Source organism: Rhizobium glycinendophyticum (assembly GCF_006443685.1).
Lineage (GTDB): Bacteria > Pseudomonadota > Alphaproteobacteria > Rhizobiales > Rhizobiaceae > Allorhizobium > Allorhizobium glycinendophyticum.
On record NZ_VFYP01000004.1, the window covers coordinates 97,653 to 116,442 of the forward strand.

An 18,790-nucleotide genomic window follows, 5' to 3' on the forward strand; every position below is an offset into this window, starting at 1 on the left:
GACTTTGAAATGCGCATTATCGAGACTTTCAACAAGGACTGGACCTTCCGCGCCGGGTTTGAGCCGGCTTTCGCTTCGGCTGCCCAGCCGGGCGAGAAGGTCCAGCTTCCCCATACGGCGGTCGAGCTGCCATACAATTATTTCGATGAGAAGAGCTACCAGAAGGCCTTTACCTATCAGAAGGTCATTGCCTGGGACCCGCATTTCGAGGGCCGCGAAGTGTCGCTGGTGTTCGATGCAGCCATGACCGACAGCGTGGTCTATTTGAACGGTAGTGAGATCACCGCGCACAAGGATGGTTACACGCCGTTCGAAGCACGGCTCACGCCGCATCTGAAGGCCGGCGACAACCTGCTGACGGTCAAGATCGACGGTTCGGAAAACCCCGAGATACCGCCCTTCGGCGGCGTGATCGATTATCTCACCTATGCCGGCATCTATCGCGACGTCTGGCTCAAGATCACCGCGCCGGTTTCGATCAAGAACGTCAAGATCGAGACGCCGGATGTGCTTGCCGAGACCAAGCAGGTGACGGCCAAAGTCTGGATCTCCAATCCGACCGATCAGGTACTCTCCGGCAAGGTCACGGCTGTTCTGAAGGATGGCGCAGGTCAGGAGATCACGCGGACCGAGGCGACCGTCTCCGGCGCCGAGGTTTCGCTCGGCCTCTCCGGGCTCAAGGGCATCACGCTCTGGGATATCGACAATCCTGCGCTCTATCATCTCACGGTGACGCTCGAGACGGCTTCCGGCACCGACGCCGTGACAAACCGTTTCGGCTTCCGTTCTGCGGAATACACGATCGACGGTTTCAAGCTGAATGGTCGCGTGGTGAAGCTTCGCGGCCTCAACCGTCACCAGGCCTGGCCGCATCTGGGTTACGCCATGGGCCGGCGCGGCCAAGAGAAGGACGCCGATATCCTGAAATTTGACCTCGCCTGCAACATCGCCCGCACCTCACATTATCCGCAGTCGAAATATTTCCTCGACCGCTGCGACGAGATCGGCCTGCTGGTCTTCGAGGAGATTCCCGGCTGGCAGCATATCGGTGGCGATGTCTGGAAGGCGGAAAGCGTTCAGAACGTGCGCCGGATGATCGAGCGCGACTGGAACCACCCCTCGATCATCATCTGGGGGGTGCGCATCAACGAGAGCCAGGACAGTCACGACTTCTACGTTGCGACGAACGCCATGGCCCGTTCGCTCGATACCACCCGCCAGACCGGCGGTGTTCGCTACATCACCGAGAGCGAGCTGCTCGAAGACATCTACACGATGAACGACTTCATTCTCGGCATGGAGGAGCTACCGGGCCATAATCGTGAGCGGCTGGTTCTGCGCGACCAGCGCGAGGTCACGGGCCTCGACCGCAAGGTTCCCTACATGATCACCGAATATGGCGGGCACATGTATCCGACCAAGCGCTTCGACCAGGAGCAGCGCCAGGCAGAGCATGTCGGCCGGCATCTGGCGATCCTGAATGCAGCCGCCGGCGACCCATCAATTTCGGGTTCCACCGGTTGGTGCATGTTCGACTACAACACCCACAAGGACTTCGGCTCCGGCGACCGCATCTGCTATCACGGCGTTCTCGACATGTATCGCGAGCCGAAATTTGCGGCTTACGCCTATGCCTCGCAGGGCGATCCGAAGGACAAGGTCGTGCTGCAGCCGGTCAGTTTCTGGGCGCGCGGCGAGCGGAATATCGGCGGCGTGCTGCCGCTGATCGTGCTGACCAATTGCGACTACGTCGAAATCCGCATGGGCCACATCGTCAAACGGATCAAGCCGGATCGGAAGAGCTATCCGCACCTGCCGCATCCGCCCTGCATTCTCGATCACAGCATGGTCACACCGGAAGAATTCGGCGAATGGGGCATGACCTGGCGGGACGGCGAACTCGTCGGCTTCGTCGGCGGAAGAGAGGTGGTCAGACGCCATCTGCCGGCCGATCCGCTGCCAACGACCCTCGATATCGCCGCTGACGATACCGAACTGCGGGTGGGCGAGAAGGACACGGTGCGCGTCATCCTGCGGGCACTCGATCAGGGCGGCAATGTCATGGGCTTCTTCGACGATCCGGTCGAGGTCTCGCTTGAGGGTCCGGGCCGCATCGTTGGCCCCACGCTTCTCTCCTTCAAGGGCGGGGCCGTCGGCGTCTATGTCGAAGCCGGAAACGAGGTCGGGCGCTTGACGCTGACGGCCAATTGCCGTCCCTTCGGTACCAAGCGCATCACCTTCAACGTCACCTGAGCGAGGCTGAAATGGCAGAGGTCCGGCTCACCGATATCCGCAAGTCCTATGGGTCGCTCGAGGTCATCAAGGGGGTAAACCTCGAGGTGCGCTCCGGGGAGTTCGTCGTCTTCGTCGGCCCCTCCGGCTGCGGCAAGTCCACGCTGCTCCGAATGATCGCGGGGCTTGAGGATATCTCCTCCGGAGAGCTGACGATCGGCGGCAGCGTGATGAACGATGTCGATCCGTCGAAGCGCGGGATCGCCATGGTGTTCCAGACCTATGCGCTCTATCCGCACATGACCGTGCGCGAGAATATGGGCTTTGCCCTGCGTTTTGCCGGCATGGCGAAGGATGAGATCGAGGCCCGCGTCAATGCGGCGGCGAAGATCCTCGAACTCGGACCGCTGATGGACCGCAAACCGAAGGCCTTGTCCGGCGGCCAGCGCCAGCGTGTCGCCATCGGCCGGGCCATCGTGCGTCAGCCGGACGTCTTCTTGTTCGACGAGCCGCTATCCAATCTCGATGCGGAACTGCGCGTGCATATGCGCGTCGAGATTGCCCGGTTGCACAAGGAGCTGAACGCCACCATCGTTTATGTCACGCATGATCAGGTAGAAGCGATGACGCTCGCCGACAAGATCGTCGTGCTACGCGCCGGTCGCGTCGAGCAGGTGGGTGCGCCGCTCGCACTCTATGACGATCCCGACAACGCCTTTGTCGCGGGCTTCATCGGTTCGCCGCGGATGAATTTCCTGCCAGCCAGGGTGACCGCCGTCGGCAGCGGCACGGTGACTGTCGCGCTCACCGCTCAGCCCGAAACCATCTTGACGCTCCCGGTGACACAGACCTGCCAGACAGGAGACGCCGTACAACTCGGCGTGCGGCCAGAACATTTTCTGACCGAAGGCCAGGGAGAGGCACAGCTGACAGCACAGGTCGACGTGATCGAGCATCTAGGCAACACGAGCTATGTCTATTCCCACATCACGCCGGGCGAACAGATTATCATCGAGCGAGAGGAACGCCGTGGCACCGACCGGAAGACCGACCAGATCACCGTCGGACTGTCAGCCGCCCACTGCCTTCTCTTTGATCACAAGGATGAGCGGATACGCTGACGAGCAATCGTCCACGCGACCGAATGAGCAAGCGACGAATTCCATTCCCCTGGTGTTGTGCAAGCACGCGTGTTTTGCCAATAAGGCCGCTTGACAAAGCTCGGCTGAGCAGATTTTAATCAAGCCCATAAAGTAAGCACTCTCGCTTCCATCTCAAATTCGGCGTTCATCGTCACCGGGCAACAAAGCCCACAACGCCCCTTAACCGGGATCCGCGTTGTGGGCTTTTTCGTATTTGGAAATCGCATGCAACAGTCGGCTAAAATCGGCGTCCTCTATTCGACCACCGGCCCCTACGGGGCCATGGGACGGGATGCGCATGGCGGCGTCGCATTTGCTTTCCACGAATATCATGCGCGTGGCGGAGACAAGATCGAGCCCGTCTTCTACGATCCTCAGGGCGATCTCGCTGCCTATCTCGAAGGTGCGCGCAGCCTGATCCGTGACCACGGCTGCCGCCATATCATCGGCACCATCACGTCTGCCGCCCGCAAGGAAGTACTGCCGCTGGTCGAAAAACACGACAGCCTGCTGTGGTATGCCTGCCCTTATGAGGGTTTCGAAGCTAATGAGAACGCACTTTATATCGGCGGCTGCCCGAACCAGCACCTGATCCCGCTCTTCGAACATCTGATCCCTCGCTACGGCGCCCGCCCCTATCTCGTCGGCGCGAACTATGTGTGGGGCTGGGAAATGAATCGGCTCGCGCGCGAACTGATCGCCAATGCCGGCGGCTCTGTTCTCGGCGAGCGCTATCTGCCGATAGAGGAAACCGGTGTCGAACGGATCATCGCTGATATTGCCGAAAAGCGACCGAGCTTCATCCTCAACAACCTGATCGGCCCGTCGAGCTACGCCTTCCTGGAGGCCATGAGAGAGCTCGGCAACCGTGATCCTGCCTTCCTGCCGGAAAACTGTCCGGTTGCCAGTTGCGACCTGCAGGAGTCGGAACTTGAGGAAGTGGAAGACGGGGCGGCCATCGGCCAGCTCTGTGCTGCCTCCTATTTCAACACATTCAACAGCGTCGAGAACCAAGATTTCCAGGCGCGTCTGCGTGCATTCGATCCTGATCTCGGTCCCGTCTCCAGCATCTTCGCCAGCGCCTACACGGCAGCAACGCTCTGCATCGCGGCAATCGAGGCGAGGTCGACCGATGAGCCAGCTGGCGTTCGCGACCATATCCTGTCCCGCACCTGGCCAGGTCTGTTCGGCGATATGGCCTTCGATAACAAGACCAATCATGCGAGCCTGCCCTTCCTGCTCGGCCGGGTGAATGCGACCCGCAGCTTCGACGTCATCGCCTCACGACTGCCTCTTGCCGCCGACCCCTATCTCACCGCTGCGAGCAGCCGCGCGCAACCCTGGCTGAGGATGGCAAAATGATCTCCAAGACACCGAATTTTACCGGCTGGAGAGCGGTGATCCTCGCGGAAGAGGACTCCAATGTCGAAAGACTGCGCCGCCAGCTCTCGCTGCTCGGTCTGTCGTCTGCCATGCAATGGCTGCCGCTGGGCGGTGGGGACCTGCCGGATCTCGTGATCGTCGACGCCGACCGTGGCTGGGATGAACTGCTCCCCTGGCCAGCCAAACGTCCGGCACGCCCGGTCGTGGCCCTTCTCGGCTCGGAAGCGCCTGGCCGCATTGCCTGGGCGATCAGCTGTGGTGCAGGCGCCATCGTTCCTAAACCCGTCACCTCGGCATCCGTCTATCCGGCACTGGTGCTGGCCGTCAGCAGTCATGAGCAGCGGAAAGAAGAGGAAGCGCGCATTGCCCATCTTGAAGAGCGACTCCGCCTTCGCCCTGTGGTCTTTGCCGCCATCGAACGACTGAAAGTCCAAAAATCCATCGATGAGGAAGCCGCCTATGCCCTGTTGCGGGACAATGCCATGCGCCAGCGCATGCCGATCGAACGGCTTGCCGCCCTTTTCCTCGGCGGCGCTGATGTCATGCGGGAGGTCGGCTGATGCGTGTCTTGCGTGAAATTCTGCGCCAACCCTCGGCCTTGTTCGGCTTCATCATCATCCTGATCGTCGCGATTGGCGCTCTTGGCGCGCCTCTTCTCGCGCCTTTCAATCCGGACGAACAGATGTTTGACGGGCTCACGCTGGAAGGGGCGCCGATGCCCCCCGGCAGCCCCTTCCTGCTCGGAACGGACACGCTCGGCCGCGATCTCCTGTCCCGCATGCTCTTTGGTGCAAGGACATCCCTGCTGATCGGGCTTGTGGCCAACGGGGTGGCGGTTGCCATAGGCCTGCTTGTCGGCATTACCGCAGGTTATATGCGCGGCTTTGCCGGCAATCTTCTGATGCGGTTCACCGATCTGATGATGGCTTTTCCCGCACTCCTGCTCGCGATCGTTCTCGCGGCGCTCCTCAAGCCCAGCCTCTGGATCGTTGCAATGGTGATTGCGCTGGTCAACTGGGTGCAGGTTGCGCGCATCGTCTATACCGAAACGCGCGGTCTGGTCGAACGTGACTTCATCCTGGCCGAGCGCTCGCTGGGTGCCGGCCACGGGCGTATCCTGTTCCTCCACATCCTCCCCCATCTCATCCCGACGGCAATCGTCTGGGGCACGCTCGGGATCGCAACCACCGTGCTGCTTGAGGCAACTCTGTCCTTTCTTGGCATTGGTGTGCAGCCGCCGAACCCGTCCTGGGGCAACATCATCTTCGAGAGCCAAAGCTACTTCCAGGCGGCCCCTTGGTTGGTGTTCTTCCCCGGCGCCGTGATCCTGCTCACTGCACTCGCCTTCAATCTGGTCGGAGACGCGCTTCGCGATCTTCTCGATCCGACCCAGCGCGGGAGGGGATGATGCTCCAGCTTCTCGCCAAGCGGCTCGTGCAGTCGGCGCTCATCCTGTTCGGCGTCTCCGCCATCACCTTCGTTCTGCTCTATGCCCTGCCGGCCGATCCTGCACGGATGATTGCAGGACGCAGTGCGACGGCCCAGACGGTTGCCAATATTCGCCACGAGCTCGGTCTCGACAAACCGCTCATCGTCCAGTTTGGCCATTATGTAGGCGGCCTCGTCCACGGCGATCTTGGACGTTCCTACGCCCAGAAAACGCAAGTTGCCACCCTGATCGCCGCCCGGCTTCCGGCAACGCTGACACTGATGGCGGCAGGCATCGCACTCGAGGTTCTCTTCGGCATGCTGCTCGGGGTCACGGCAGCGCTTCATCGCGGCAAGCTTGCCGACCGGGTGATCATGATGTCCTCCTTCGTCGGGGTGTCCGCCCCGCAATTCGTCGTCGCCCTTCTCCTCCTCTATGTCTTTGCTGCCACGCTGGGCTGGTTCCCGATGTCGGGTTACGGCACAGCAGCTCATGTGATCCTTCCGGCTGCCACCCTCGGCCTGCTCGGTGCCGGCTGGTATGCCCGCATGGTTCGCTCGGCAATGATCGACGTGCTGAACCAGGATTATGTGCGCACCGCCCGCGCCAAGGGGCTTTCACGCGCCCGGGTCGTGCTGCGCCATGCGCTGCCCAATGCGACGCTTCCGATCGTCGCCATGATCGGGATCGACATTGGTCAGTTCATGGGCGGCGTCGTGGTGGTCGAGGCGGTCTATGGCTGGCCCGGCATCGGCCAGCTCGCCTGGCAGGCGATCCAGCAGGTCGACATTCCCATCATCATGGGTGTCACGCTCACCTCGGCCCTCGCCATCATCCTCGGCAATCTTCTTGCCGATGTCATCGCGCCGGCGATTGACCCGCGCATCCGTTCACACTGAAGCCTGACAACAACAAGGGGAACCCGTATGTTCAGACGCTTGCTTCTCAACTCAACCGCCGCAGCCTTGATGGCATTTCTGCCATCTGTGGCGGGGGCACAGGATACTCCGGCGAAGGGCGGCGACATCGTCGTCACCTACAAGGACGATATCACCACGCTCGATCCGGCCATCGGTTATGACTGGGTGAACTGGTCGATGATCAAGAGCCTCTACTCCCGCCTGATGGACTATGAGCCGGGCACGGCCAATCTCGTGCCGTCGCTTGCCGAAACCTTCGATGTCTCGCCCGACGGCCTCACCTACACCTTCAAGCTGCGTCCGGGGGTAAAATTCTCGAACGGCCGCACGGTCGTCGCTTCCGACGTCAAATATTCGATTGAACGCGCCGTCAATCCGAAGACCCAAGGTCCGGGTGCCGGCTTCTTCGGGGCGATCGCAGGCTTCGACGCCGTCTCCGGCGGCACCTCGGAAACGCTTTCGGGCATCGAAACGCCTGACGATCAGACCGTAATCTTCAAACTCTCCCGTCCTGACGCCACCTTCCTCCACGTGCTCGCGATCAACTTCGCCTCCGTCGTGCCGAAGGAAGCCGTGGAAGCCGCCAACGGCGATTTCGGCAAGCAGCCCGTCGGCTCCGGCACTTTCATCCTGAAGGACTGGACGATCGGCCAGAAGCTGGTGTTCGATCGCAACCCCGACTACTTCAACAAGGACCTGCCTTATATCGACAAGGTGACCGTCGAAGTCGGCCAGGAGCCGCTGGTGGCGCTGCTGCGTCTGCAGAAGGGTGAAGTCGACATCGCCGGCGACGGCATCCCGCCGGCCAAATTCCTCGAGATCAAGAACTCGCCGGAAGGTGCGCAAATGATCGTCGACGGCGAACAGCTGCACACGGGCTATCTGACCCTCAATACCAAGATAAAGCCGCTCGACGACGTCAAGGTTCGTCAGGCGATCAACATGGCCGTCAACAAGGAGCGCATCACCCGCATCCTGAACGGCCGCGCGACGCCGGCAAACCAGCCGCTGCCGCCGCTGATGCCAGGCTATGACAAAGGCTTCACCGGTTACGCCTATGACGTCGAGAAGGCCAAGGCCCTTCTTGCCGAAGCCGGTTATCCCGACGGCTTCGAGACCGTGCTGTTCTCGACCAATACCGACCCGCAGCCACGTATTGCCCAGGCGATCCAGCAGGATCTCGCGGCGATCGGCATCAAGGCCGAAGTGCGTGCGCTTGCGCAGGGCAATGTGATTGCGGCCGGCGGCACCGAAGGCGAAGCGCCGATGGTCTGGTCGGGCGGCATGGCCTGGATCGCAGACTTCCCGGATCCGTCCAACTTCTACGGCCCGATCCTCGGTTGCGCCGGGGCGGTTCAGGGCGGCTGGAACTGGTCATGGTATTGCAACGAAGCGCTCGACAAGCGGGCCATTGAGGCCGATTCCATGTCGGACCCGGACAAGGTTGCCGAGCGTCAGGCCGCCTGGGGCAAGATCTTCACCGACATCATGGCAGATGCCCCCTGGGTACCAGTCATCAACGAACGGCGTGTGGTTGCCAAGTCGGCCCGCATGGGCGGCCCGGACAACATCTACATCGATCCGACCCGGGTCATCAATTACGACGCGATCTTCGTGAAGCAATAAGCTTCTATCGACGCTTTTCCGTCCCCCGGCGTGTTCGGGGGACGGTCCATCCAACAAAAACAAGCTGGACATCCGGAGCCATCCCATGTGCGTCGCCTGCAACCACACCATTCACCGCGCCCAACACAATTTCGGCTGGAACCGCGACTTCCCGCCGGCGCTGACCGCAAAGCCCGGCGAAACGATCCTGTTCGAGTGCATGGATTCCTCCGGGGGCCAGATCGGTCCCGATGCGACGCTTGAAACACTCGCCAACCTCGACTTTGGCAAGATCAACCCGGTGTCCGGCCCCGTTTACGTCGAAGGCGCTGAGCCCGGCGACGCGCTAAAAGTTACCATCCGCAAGTTTCATCCGTCGGGCCATGGCTGGACCGCGAATATTCCAGGCTTCGGCCTGCTTGCCGACCAATTCAAGGATCCGGCTCTGCATGTCTGGTCCTATGATACGGCGTCCATGGCGCCCGCCGCTTACGGCCCCGGTGGCAAGGTGCCGCTCAAACCCTTTACCGGCACGATCGGCGTAGCACCGGCAGAAGCAGGGCTCCATTCCGTCGTCCCGCCGCGGCGCGTCGGCGGCAACATGGACATCCGCGATCTGACGGCAGGGGTGACACTTTACCTGCCGATCGAAGTCGAAGGCGCACTGTTCTCCGTCGGCGACACCCATGCCGCCCAGGGTGACGGCGAAGTCTGCGGCACGGCCATCGAAAGCCAGATGAATGTCGAGCTCACGCTTGACCTGGTGAAGGGTGCCAACCTCAAGACGCCGCGCTTCACCACCACCGAACCCGTTACTCGCCATCTCGACGGCGCCGGCTACGAGGTGACGACCGGCATCGGTCCCGATCTGATGACCGGCGCCCAGGAAGCCGTCATGCGAATGATCGATCTTCTGACCGCCGAACACGGCATGAACCCCGTTGATGCCTATATGCTCTGCTCGGTCTGCGGCGACTTGCGCATCAGCGAGATCGTCGACATGCCAAACTGGGTCGTGTCCTTCTATTTCCCGAGGATCGTGCTCCAGTGACGGCTACCTCTCGTCAGCCGGTCCTCGCGGTCCGTAATCTCTCCGTCGACGCGCGCACGCCGACAGGCCTGAAACGCATCCTGAACGATGTGAGTTTCGAGATCGCCGCTGGAGAGACCTTGTGCCTTGCCGGTGAATCCGGCTCGGGCAAGTCCGTGACCTCGCTTGCCATCATGGGACTTTTGCCGAAGGCGGCGCTTAGGGTCGCATCCGGTGAGATCAGGCTTGGCGAAGAAAGCCTGCTTGGGCTGCCTGAACGGGCCATGCGCCGCATCCGTGGCCGTGACGTGGCGATGATCTTTCAGGAGCCGATGACGTCGCTTAACCCTGTCATGACGATCGGCGCCCAGATGACGGAGGCGATCCGCGAGCATCGGGAAGACAGCACCGAGAGCCCGGAAACGATTGCCCGCCAGATGCTCGATGCCGTTCACATGACAGAGGCGCAGCGTCGCCTCACACAGTACCCGCACGAGCTCTCAGGCGGCATGCGCCAGCGCGTGATGATCGCAATGGCGCTCTCCTGCCGTCCCAAGGTCCTGATTGCCGATGAACCGACAACAGCACTCGACGTCACCGTCCAGGCGCAGATCCTGACACTGATCCGGGAACTGCGCCGGGAGTTCCAGACCTCGATCCTGATGATCACCCACGACATGGGCGTGGTCGCCGAAATGGCGGACCGGGTCGCTGTCATGCAGCAGGGGCGCGTGGTCGAACAGGGTGATGCCCTTCAAATTTTCGAAGAACCCGCACAGCCCTATACCCGCCAATTGCTGGCCGCGGTTCCGCGGCTTGGCGCCCTTGCCGGGACAACGGTTCCGCCGAAGGTGACCGCCCACCCTCCCCTGCCCGCGTCGCCCCAGCCCGTGCTCGAAGTCCTCGACCTCAGCGTGACCTATGGCAAGAAGACCGGCTGGTTCTCACGAAGCAAGACGCCGGAACCGACCGTCAAGAAGGTCGGCTTCGACCTGAAAGCCGGCGAGACGCTCGGCCTCGTCGGTGAGAGCGGTTCGGGAAAATCAACGACCGGCAAGGCCGTGCTCGGCCTAATCCCCTTCGACGGCAGTGTCCGCATTGCGGGACGCGAAGTCTTTCCGTCATCCCCCTCGATCATGCTGCCGGTGCGTCGCAGCGCCCAGATGATCTTCCAGGATCCCTATGCCTCGCTTGATCCGCGCATGAGTGTGGGTGCAGCGATCGCCGAACCGTTGGTCATTCACGGTATCGCCAACGCATCGGAGCGCAAGGACCGGGTGGCCGCACTCCTCAAACGGGTTGAACTGCCCCCAGAGGCTGCCGAGCGTTATCCGCACGAATTTTCTGGCGGGCAGCGCCAACGGATCTGCATTGCACGCGCCCTTGCGCTCAAACCACAACTGATCGTCGCCGACGAAAGCGTGGCCGCCCTCGACGTGTCGGTCCGGGCTCGCGTGCTCGACCTGATGCTGGAACTGCAGGAAGAAATGGGGCTCGCCTATCTCTTCATCTCACACGACATGGCCGTCATCGAGAAGATGTCGCACAATGTCGCTGTCATGCGCGGTGGAGAAATTGTCGAGATCGGGCCGCGCGCCCAGGTCTTCGAGAACCCGCGCGATCCCTATACCCGGGCCTTGATGGCCGCCGTTCCTATCCCCGATCCGCGTCGGTATCGTTGACCACGAAAGGGGAATTCCGGCCTCCCTTGTGAGAAAATGAGCGATACTTGGACCTTTTATCGCTCATTTTTTTAGGGCACAATGAGCGATAAACAGGAATTTATCGCTCATGGCGTGGAATTGGCAACTGGAGGGGTGGCCTCACTTCGAGTGGCAACCGCCGCGACTACGGCTCAGGGAGCAGGCATTCACGGAGAACGCGGCGGTCGCCGTCGGCACCATGCGCCATATAGGTTCGGAAGACCGAGAAGAGCTTGTGATCGAGTTGCTGAGCTCGAACGCGATAAGCACATCGGCAATAGAAGGTGAGATCCTGGATCGTGACAGTGTCCAATCCTCTCTTCGCCGACAACTGGGAATGTCTGCAGCCAACCTGCGCAGCAGGCCGGCCGAAGCAGGCATCGCCGAGATGATGGCAGATCTCTACCGGCGTCCGCTGTCCCCGATTTCCGAGCAGCGACTTTTCGAATGGCACCGCATGGTCATGAACGGTCGCCGGGACCTCAGCCAGATCGGGAGCTACCGCAGTCATGACGAGCCGATGCAGATCGTCTCAGGCGCGTTGGGCCGCGAGCGAGTGCATTTCGAGGCACCGCCATCCGACCGTCTGGCGAAAGAGATGGGCATGTTCCTCGAATGGCTTGACCGCACTTCTCCAGGTGGGCCTGAGCCATTGCCCACACTGGCACGTGCCGGCATTGCCCATCTTTGGTTTGAAAGTATTCACCCCTTCGAGGACGGCAATGGCCGTATCGGGCGTGTGATCGCCGAAAGTATCCTTGCTCGCGCGATCTCCACGCCAACATTCAGCGCATTGTCGAAAACCTTGTTGAAGCATCGCAAGGATTATTACGCCAGGTTGGAGGCTGCAAGCACCACGCTCCTCATCGACGACTGGCTCTCATGGTTCGCGGACCGGGCTCTTGAGGCGCAGGCGTCAGCGGACGATCTGGTCGGGTTCCTGATCGAAAAGACACGGTTCATGGACCGATTGAGAGGCATAATAAATGAACGGCAGGAAAAGGTCCTCCTGCGCATGCTGGCGGAGGGGCCGGAAGGATTTGAGGGAGGTCTGAGCGCCGGCAATTATGCGACAATCACCGGGGCCCCACCCTCCACTATTACTCGGGACCTTTCCGATCTTGTCGATAAGGGCGCTCTACTGCGCTCAGGCGAGCGCAAGGCAACGCGCTACAGGTTGAACCTCGCGACCCAATCGGAAAGACCAGTTGCCACCCGCCTCCACCCGGAGCGATAAAAGCGTCGATCAGATCGTCTTGCTGAAGCTATCGGTGAACTCTACCGAGCCATCCCCGCGGCTTGCTTCGCAAAGAACGACGTCCAAGGCTTCGGCCATCACGTTCACCACGGCAAAGCCGCCCATGTAACCGGCCTTCGGCTTGAAGATGTCGATGCCGTCCCGATTGTAGATCATGGCTGTTTCGTGCTGGTGGCCGTGAAACAGAGCAATGACATTGTAGGGTTTCAGGATCTCGACCATCTTCGCGCGATCCTCTTCACTCCACCAGTGAGGCGGACCGCTCCCCTGCGTATCGAAAGTCCGTTTTTCGGCATCCCACATTTCGGTGGAGAAGGGATCCCATCCATAGTGCTGAAACAGGATCACTGGCTTGCGGTTGGCAGCGTAGGTGGCAAGGTCTGCGGCAAGCCAGTCCAGTCCGGAGATCGCGCCTTTCACGGTGTCCCCCGCGAAGCGCTGGGTCTGGACGAGGTGTACGTTCGGCCAGTCCCAGGAATAGCAGTCGGATTCGACGTCGTAGTTGGTCACAGGGACCGGAGGCTTGAAGAAGACCGTCGAGCGGTGGTTCATCTCGACATAGTCGCGAAGCTCGCGGCGGTACCAGTCGACATGCGGCGGTCCATCCTGATCGAGGTCGTGATTGCCGAGGCCCAGATACACCGGAAAATGCACACGGTCTTGTCCGACACCCTGTTCATACCTCTGGCTGAACTGGCGCAACTGGTAGCCTTCCCCCGGAAGCGCGCGCTGACCGCCGCCGTCATCGGTCAGATCTCCGCCGGTCACGACGCCTCTTGGGGTCGCCATCCGTTTCCCTGCGCCCATGAGGTTGGTCGGCTTGCCGGAGATCTCATTTGGCCAAAACAGCCGGGGGACGCTATTGATGGCCCGGACATGCCTCAGCAGATTGGCGTCGGTCTTGCCTTCTTCGGCGCAGTTCGGTGCCAGGCCATTGGCCATCCGGCAGGCGTGAATGTCGTTGGTGAAGATGAAGGTCGAGCTTTCCGGCTTCTGCGCTGCCATCAGTCTCGGCGGCAAAACCAGGCCGGCGCTTGCGGTTGCCGTGAGGGAACTCAGAAATCTCCGTCTGCTCAGCAGCGGAAAGTTGTTTCGGCTCATTTCGTTTGCCACTCTTTGCATCCATGTGTGACTGCTTGCAGCCCCCCACATGTCTGACCGCACCTGTTTTTATGCCAGACTAGAATTGCTCGACCTTGGCGTCCAGAGCCCCTGGTCCGCATAGACTTCAGTCAAACTCCAGCGTGGCTTCAAAGACGGTTTCCCCCTCGACAGAGGCAAGGGAGCGCAGCGTGAGGCGGCCGTTCATCTGCGCCATGAGGCGATCGACGATGGCAAGGCCCAGACCCGATCCCGGCAGGGTCGAGCGCCCACGGCGAAAACGCTGCCGATACTGGTCAACATCCTCCCCGCCCGACCCCGGCATGACATTGCTCACGCGGATGCGCCGGCCCTGTGATAGGTGGACCTCAACGGGTCTGTCCTCAACACCATATTTCGACGCATTTTCGAGGAGGTTCTTGAAGGCAATGCCAAAGGCATCCGGATCGATTTGCAATGGGACCGGCACATCAGGCAGGTCTTTGCCGACTTCAATCGTGACCCCGGGATGAGCCCGGATAAAGTCGTCCAGCACGAGGTCGAATAACGGCAGAAGCTCCGTTGGTTCCGCGGCGCTGCCAATACCGGCCTCGGCGCGGGCGAGCTGCAGGAGCTTTTCCAGCATGGCCGAGAGGCGCCGTAACGCCGACTGCACCTGGAGCGCCCTTGCGCGTGCGGGACTGTCGGCAAGATCGGTGACCAGGATCTCGGTTTGCGCCAATGCTCCGGCAAGAGGTGTGCGCAGTTCATGCGCGCTGTTGGCCGCAAGATCCCGCTCCGCCTGAAGCGAGGCGGTCAGGCGTTCGAGCAGCGTGTTGATCGAGCCCGGGATCGCGGCAAGTTCCGCCGGCAGATCCTCCATCAAGATCGGCGTCATGTTGGTGCCATCCCGTTCGGCGATCGCGTCGCCGAGTCGAGCCACGGGAGCGGTCGCTCGAGAAACGAGCCACCAGGTGGCAAGCATGCCGAGCGGCAAGAGGACCATGATCGGCAACAACAGGGCAAGCGCGCTTTCAAGCGTTGCCTCGCGACGATGGGCGAGCGAATCCGCCATTTGCACGAAGAGGCTGCCGCTCACCGTCTCGACAGTAAAGATGCGTCGGTCCCCGTCATCTGTGAAACCGGAGACCAGCGGTGCCCCGTAAGGCTCTGGACTAACGTTATTGGAGTGGAGTAGGACACGACCCGTTGCGTCACGTACCTGATAGGTCAGATATTCGTCGTGCAATCCGGGTTTCGGATCCGCGATCCGGTAAGGCTCCTCCCGCGCCTCACGCCGAAAAAGATCATCGACCACGAGCGGCACCAGGCGCTCCGTGGTTTCCTGAAGAGCACTGTCAAAGACCTCGTCAAACTCATCGCGCATCACGGAGATGCCGAGCAGCACTGCAATTGTCCAGAAGACGAACAACAGTCCCGACAATGAGGCGATCAATCTGCGCGACAGGCTGGCCGGTTTCCTTGCCATATCATACAATCCTGTAACCGAGCCCACGTACCGTCTCGATGGCGTCTTTGCCGAGCTTGCGACGCAAGCGGCTGACATAGACTTCGACCGTATTGCTCTCCACTTCCGCACCGAATTCATAGAGGGCTTCCTCGATCTGGCCCTTAGAAACGATGGCATGACGACGCGCGATCAGCCGATCAAGGACTGCCCATTCGCGCGAGGAGAGACTTACATCGGTGCCGTCAGCCGCCACCAGGCGGCGCTCAGCAACGAAAACCTTGAGTGCGCCGATCGTTACTTCCGGCAAAGGTTGGGCGCCATAACGGCGCGAGACGGCCTGGATGCGCGCCTGCAACTCGCCGAGATCGACCGGTTTCACCAGATAGTCATCCGCCCCGGCATTCAGCCCGGCGATTCGGTCGGACACCTGGTCATGGGCTGTCATGATGATCACAGGGGTTGCATCCCGCCGACTGCGCATCTGCTTGAGAATGTCGATGCCATTTCCGTCCGGCAGCCGCAGGTCGAGCAGCACCAGATCATAAGGAGCCGCGGCGAGACTGGCCTCGCTTGCTTCCCGGGTCATTGACCAGTCAACGGCGTGGCCCTGCCGGCGCACATAGGTCCTGACCGCGTCGCCTAACACCTCATCGTCTTCAACCAAAAGCACGCGCATGGGTCCGCCTGTGAAGCCTTTCAGATCACAGGGTAGTTCGTAATCGTCAGCATCAAAAGGTCAACCGCAGTTCTCCGTCGAAACGTCGAGCTCGCATCAGGGTTTGTCAACCCTTCGCATGCGAGATCGGAACCGCTGCGTGTCGCATGCGTTCACCATGCTCCTACAAAACATGGAGGAACGACAATGGATCACAGCAAGCATGTCCGCCTCGCCCCGACCGAACTGACCCCTTCCGTCCTTCAGGGCGCCACCGTCTATGGTGCCGACGACCACAAGGTCGGGAAGGTTGACCACGTTCACGGCATCGGTGCCAGCAGCCAGGCAATCGTGGATGTCGGCGGCTTTCTCGGGATCGGTGCCAAGCCTGTGGCAGTCCCGCTGACCGACCTCGATTTCATGCGTGACGAGGATGGTGACGTCCATGCGGTCACATCCTGGACCAAGGACCAGTTGAAAAACATGCCTGAACACCGGCACTAACTGATCACCAACCCCTCATCGAAACCCGGCCAACGTGTCGGGTTTCTTTTTAGATCTCTGACTTAGATATCGATCCAGACGGGCGCGTGGTCGCTCGTGTGCGGCCATTCTCTCACGAAGCGATCTATCCCTGCCCGCTTCAGGTCAGGGGTGAGCTGTGGACTCAACAGAAAATGGTCGATGCGCAGACCTGCATCGCGGGCATAGGCGTTTCGAAGGTATTTCCAGAACGTATAGAGCCGCTGCTGCGGATAAAGGTGTCGCAAGGCGTCTGTCCAGCCTTGATCCACAAGATTGGCGTAGGCCCTGCGAACCTCCGGACGGAACAGGGCGTCATCGGCCCACCGCTCCGGATTGTAGACGTCCAGGTCCGTTGGCATGACGTTGAAATCACCGATCAGCGCCGTCTTCAGCTCAAGATCCAGAAGCCCGGCTGCATAGTCCTGCAGCCGCTTGAACCAACGAAGCTTGTAATTAAACTTCGGCCCGGGAGCAGGATTGCCATTGGGAAGGTAAAGACAGCCAAAGATGATCCCGTCGATGGCCGCTTCGATATAGCGGCTCTGCTGGTCGTGCGCGTCTCCAGGCAGCCCGCGGCGGGTTTCAATCGGCTCTCGGTCACGCGCAAGAATAGCCACGCCGTTCCAGGAGGTCTGGCCATGCCATACCGCCCCGTATCCCGCTCGCTCCAGGGCGCGGTGGGGAAACTTGGCGTCCGGCGCCTTCAACTCCTGAAGGCAGACGACGTCGGGGCGTGCCTCTGAAAGCCATCGAAGAAGAAGCTCCAGCCGGCCATTTATGCCGTTCACATTGTATGTTGCGACCTTCACCGAACAATGCTCGTCAACCGCGCGAAACCTCCACGGCACCGGTTTCGCTCAGACTGCGTTGCACGGTGTCGAGTTGCGCCGCCGCAATATCCACCGAGACCTCGATCTGACCTTCGAGCGGCGCGTCGTGACGGTCGCCATCCTCGTGGTCGACATCACCGCCTGAGGGTGCGGTGCCTGCGGTATTTTTGGACGTCGTAGACTGGACGAAGATATCGGGGCGTGCGACCCGGTACTGCTGCACAAGATGCTCGACCGCACGGTCTGCAGCCGCCCGGGTTTCAAATCGGGCTCGGATGGTGGTGGTGCTGTCGTCGGCCATGGCATGCTCCTGTTGATTTGATGACAGGAGGCAAACGCATCAGGACGCTCCAGGTTCGGATTGCGATGCGCGATGGTTTTGGATGGCCATGCTTACTTCTCCGCCTGCCTCGGGCAGGGATTGACATCGAGGCCTCGCAAGAGGGCCACCCGGGCGGGGGCGCCCAGGTGGCTTGCTCGGATACTCCCAAGTGACGGCAACCACGTGGCGGACGTGGAGGTCTGGTAGCCTGGGACGTCTCGCGAACCCTTACTTCACCAAAGCGTTGAACGCTGCCGCCTGGCTGTCGACCCAGGCTTCGAAGCCCTGCGGCTCCAGTCCGGTCAAGGTCTTGTAATCGGCTGTGACCTTCGCAAGTCCACCGACCCCGATCATCGTGTCAACCGATGCAAAGACCCGTGCGAGCGGTTCCGGCAGTCCGGCACCAACCATGCCCTGGACCAAGCCTTCGAGCGGCACTTCAACGACGGAGATCTTCTTGCCGGCAGCGGCACCGATCAGAGCAGCAATGTCGGCATGGCTGTACGCCTTCGTGCCCGTCAGCGTATAGACCGTTTTGCCCTCGGTCGGCGCGACCAGGGCTGCGGCAACAGCGCGACCGATGTCGTCGCGCAGGATATGGGCAATCCCACCGCCAGCGGCAGCCGAATACCAGTGGCCGGATGCCAATGCAGACGATGCCGAGAGGAAGACGTTTTCGAAGTACCAGTTGTTGCGCAGGATCGTCCAAGCGGGAATGGTGCTGGCCTTGATCGCCGCTTCCGTTCCCTCGTGGTCAGGCGCAAAGAGCAGTGGAGAATTGGCTGGCTCCGGCATCGATGTGTAGAGGAGATGCTGGACACCTGCCTTTTCGGCTGCCGCGATCGCAGCCTTGTGCTGGATGAGGCGGTGACCCGGGCGGTCGAGCGCGTCGGTGCTGATGATCAGGACCCGCCCGGCTTCGGCAAACGCCTTCTCCATCGAAGCGGCGTCGTCGAAATCAACAACCCGGGTCTGGATGCCCTTGGCTACCCATTCCGACAGGGTTTCCGGTTTGCGGCTGCCAGCGATGATGTCGCCGGGCGCCACTTGATAGGTCTCCGTCAGGTGGCGAAGAACGCTTTGACCGAGCTTACCGGAGGCGCCGGTCACGAGATATTTTGCAGTCATGGGCTATTTACCTTTGCGAGGATCGCACTTCGAGAATAGGACAACCTTGAAAACAGTGCTGGTCTGTTTTTCAGAGT

At 61.0% G+C, this 18,790-nt stretch carries 17 protein-coding genes; 11 read left to right on the forward strand and 6 right to left on the reverse strand.

What is annotated here, in order from left to right; translation table 11 throughout:
• Positions 1–9 precede the first annotated feature (9 nt).
• The 10 genes from FJQ55_RS19555 to FJQ55_RS19600 all read left to right on the forward strand — a co-directional run bounded on the left by FJQ55_RS19555 (position 10) and on the right by FJQ55_RS19600 (position 12,681).
• Complete coding sequence (locus FJQ55_RS19555; RefSeq protein ID WP_140831130.1) at positions 10–2,253, forward strand: glycoside hydrolase family 2 protein; 2,244 nt, start codon at positions 10–12, stop codon at positions 2,251–2,253.
• 11 nt (positions 2,254–2,264) lie between these two features.
• Positions 2,265–3,353, forward strand: coding sequence for an ABC transporter ATP-binding protein (locus tag FJQ55_RS19560; RefSeq protein ID WP_140831133.1), 1,089 nt, complete (start codon positions 2,265–2,267; stop codon positions 3,351–3,353).
• 246 nt (positions 3,354–3,599) lie between these two features.
• Positions 3,600–4,736 (forward strand): transporter substrate-binding protein, encoded by a 1,137-nt coding sequence (locus tag FJQ55_RS19565; protein WP_140831135.1) that lies wholly within the window; start codon positions 3,600–3,602, stop codon positions 4,734–4,736.
• Positions 4,736–5,317 carry an ANTAR domain-containing response regulator gene (locus FJQ55_RS19570; RefSeq protein WP_140831394.1) on the forward strand — a complete coding sequence of 194 codons (582 nt, stop codon included), beginning with the start codon at positions 4,736–4,738 and terminating at the stop codon, positions 5,315–5,317. Before FJQ55_RS19565 ends, FJQ55_RS19570 begins: the two co-directional genes overlap by 1 nt.
• Positions 5,317–6,165, forward strand: coding sequence for an ABC transporter permease (locus FJQ55_RS19575; RefSeq protein WP_140831138.1), 849 nt, complete (start codon positions 5,317–5,319; stop codon positions 6,163–6,165). The genes FJQ55_RS19570 and FJQ55_RS19575 overlap by 1 nt, the downstream gene beginning before the upstream one ends.
• Complete coding sequence (locus FJQ55_RS19580; protein WP_140831140.1) at positions 6,165–7,085, forward strand: ABC transporter permease; 921 nt, start codon at positions 6,165–6,167, stop codon at positions 7,083–7,085. The genes FJQ55_RS19575 and FJQ55_RS19580 overlap by 1 nt, the downstream gene beginning before the upstream one ends.
• 27 nt (positions 7,086–7,112) lie before the next feature.
• Positions 7,113–8,732, forward strand: coding sequence for an ABC transporter substrate-binding protein (locus FJQ55_RS19585; RefSeq protein WP_140831142.1), 1,620 nt, complete (start codon positions 7,113–7,115; stop codon positions 8,730–8,732).
• Positions 8,733–8,817: 85 nt separating this feature from the next.
• A complete protein-coding gene (locus FJQ55_RS19590; protein ID WP_140831144.1) occupies positions 8,818–9,762 on the forward strand; it encodes an acetamidase/formamidase family protein in 945 nt (314 codons plus the stop codon).
• Positions 9,759–11,423 carry an ABC transporter ATP-binding protein gene (locus FJQ55_RS19595; protein WP_140831146.1) on the forward strand — a complete coding sequence of 555 codons (1,665 nt, stop codon included), beginning with the start codon at positions 9,759–9,761 and terminating at the stop codon, positions 11,421–11,423. Before FJQ55_RS19590 ends, FJQ55_RS19595 begins: the two co-directional genes overlap by 4 nt.
• A 109-nt stretch (positions 11,424–11,532) precedes the next feature.
• A complete protein-coding gene (locus tag FJQ55_RS19600; protein ID WP_140831149.1) occupies positions 11,533–12,681 on the forward strand; it encodes a Fic family protein in 1,149 nt (382 codons plus the stop codon).
• 9 nt (positions 12,682–12,690) lie between these two features.
• On the opposite strand, the gene FJQ55_RS19605 is transcribed toward FJQ55_RS19600, so the two are convergent.
• The 3 genes from FJQ55_RS19605 to FJQ55_RS19615 form a co-directional block, all read right to left on the reverse strand.
• Entirely contained in the window at positions 12,691–13,707 is a 1,017-nt protein-coding gene (locus FJQ55_RS19605; RefSeq protein WP_246085207.1) for a metallophosphoesterase, read from the reverse strand.
• 223 nt (positions 13,708–13,930) lie between these two features.
• A complete protein-coding gene (locus FJQ55_RS19610; RefSeq protein ID WP_140831153.1) occupies positions 13,931–15,271 on the reverse strand; it encodes an ATP-binding protein in 1,341 nt (446 codons plus the stop codon).
• Position 15,272: 1 nt separating this feature from the next.
• Positions 15,273–15,929 carry a response regulator transcription factor gene (locus FJQ55_RS19615; RefSeq protein WP_140831156.1) on the reverse strand — a complete coding sequence of 219 codons (657 nt, stop codon included), beginning with the start codon at positions 15,927–15,929 and terminating at the stop codon, positions 15,273–15,275.
• A 186-nt stretch (positions 15,930–16,115) separates the two neighbouring features.
• On the opposite strand from FJQ55_RS19615, the gene FJQ55_RS19620 reads away from it, so the two are divergent.
• On the forward strand, positions 16,116–16,412 hold the full coding sequence (locus FJQ55_RS19620; protein WP_140831158.1) for a PRC-barrel domain-containing protein: 297 nt from the start codon (positions 16,116–16,118) through the stop codon (positions 16,410–16,412).
• Between the two features lie 62 nt (positions 16,413–16,474).
• On the opposite strand, the gene xth is transcribed toward FJQ55_RS19620, so the two are convergent.
• From xth to FJQ55_RS19635, 3 genes are all read right to left on the reverse strand, one after another.
• Positions 16,475–17,242: an exodeoxyribonuclease III gene (gene xth / locus FJQ55_RS19625; protein ID WP_140831161.1), complete on the reverse strand. Its 768-nt coding sequence runs from the start codon at positions 17,240–17,242 to the stop codon at positions 16,475–16,477.
• Positions 17,243–17,255: 13 nt separating this feature from the next.
• Complete coding sequence (locus tag FJQ55_RS19630; protein WP_140831163.1) at positions 17,256–17,564, reverse strand: hypothetical protein; 309 nt, start codon at positions 17,562–17,564, stop codon at positions 17,256–17,258.
• A gap of 249 nt (positions 17,565–17,813) precedes the next feature.
• Positions 17,814–18,713, reverse strand: a complete 900-nt coding sequence (locus FJQ55_RS19635; RefSeq protein ID WP_140831166.1) for an NmrA family NAD(P)-binding protein — start codon at positions 18,711–18,713, stop codon at positions 17,814–17,816.
• Positions 18,714–18,790 lie beyond the last annotated feature (77 nt).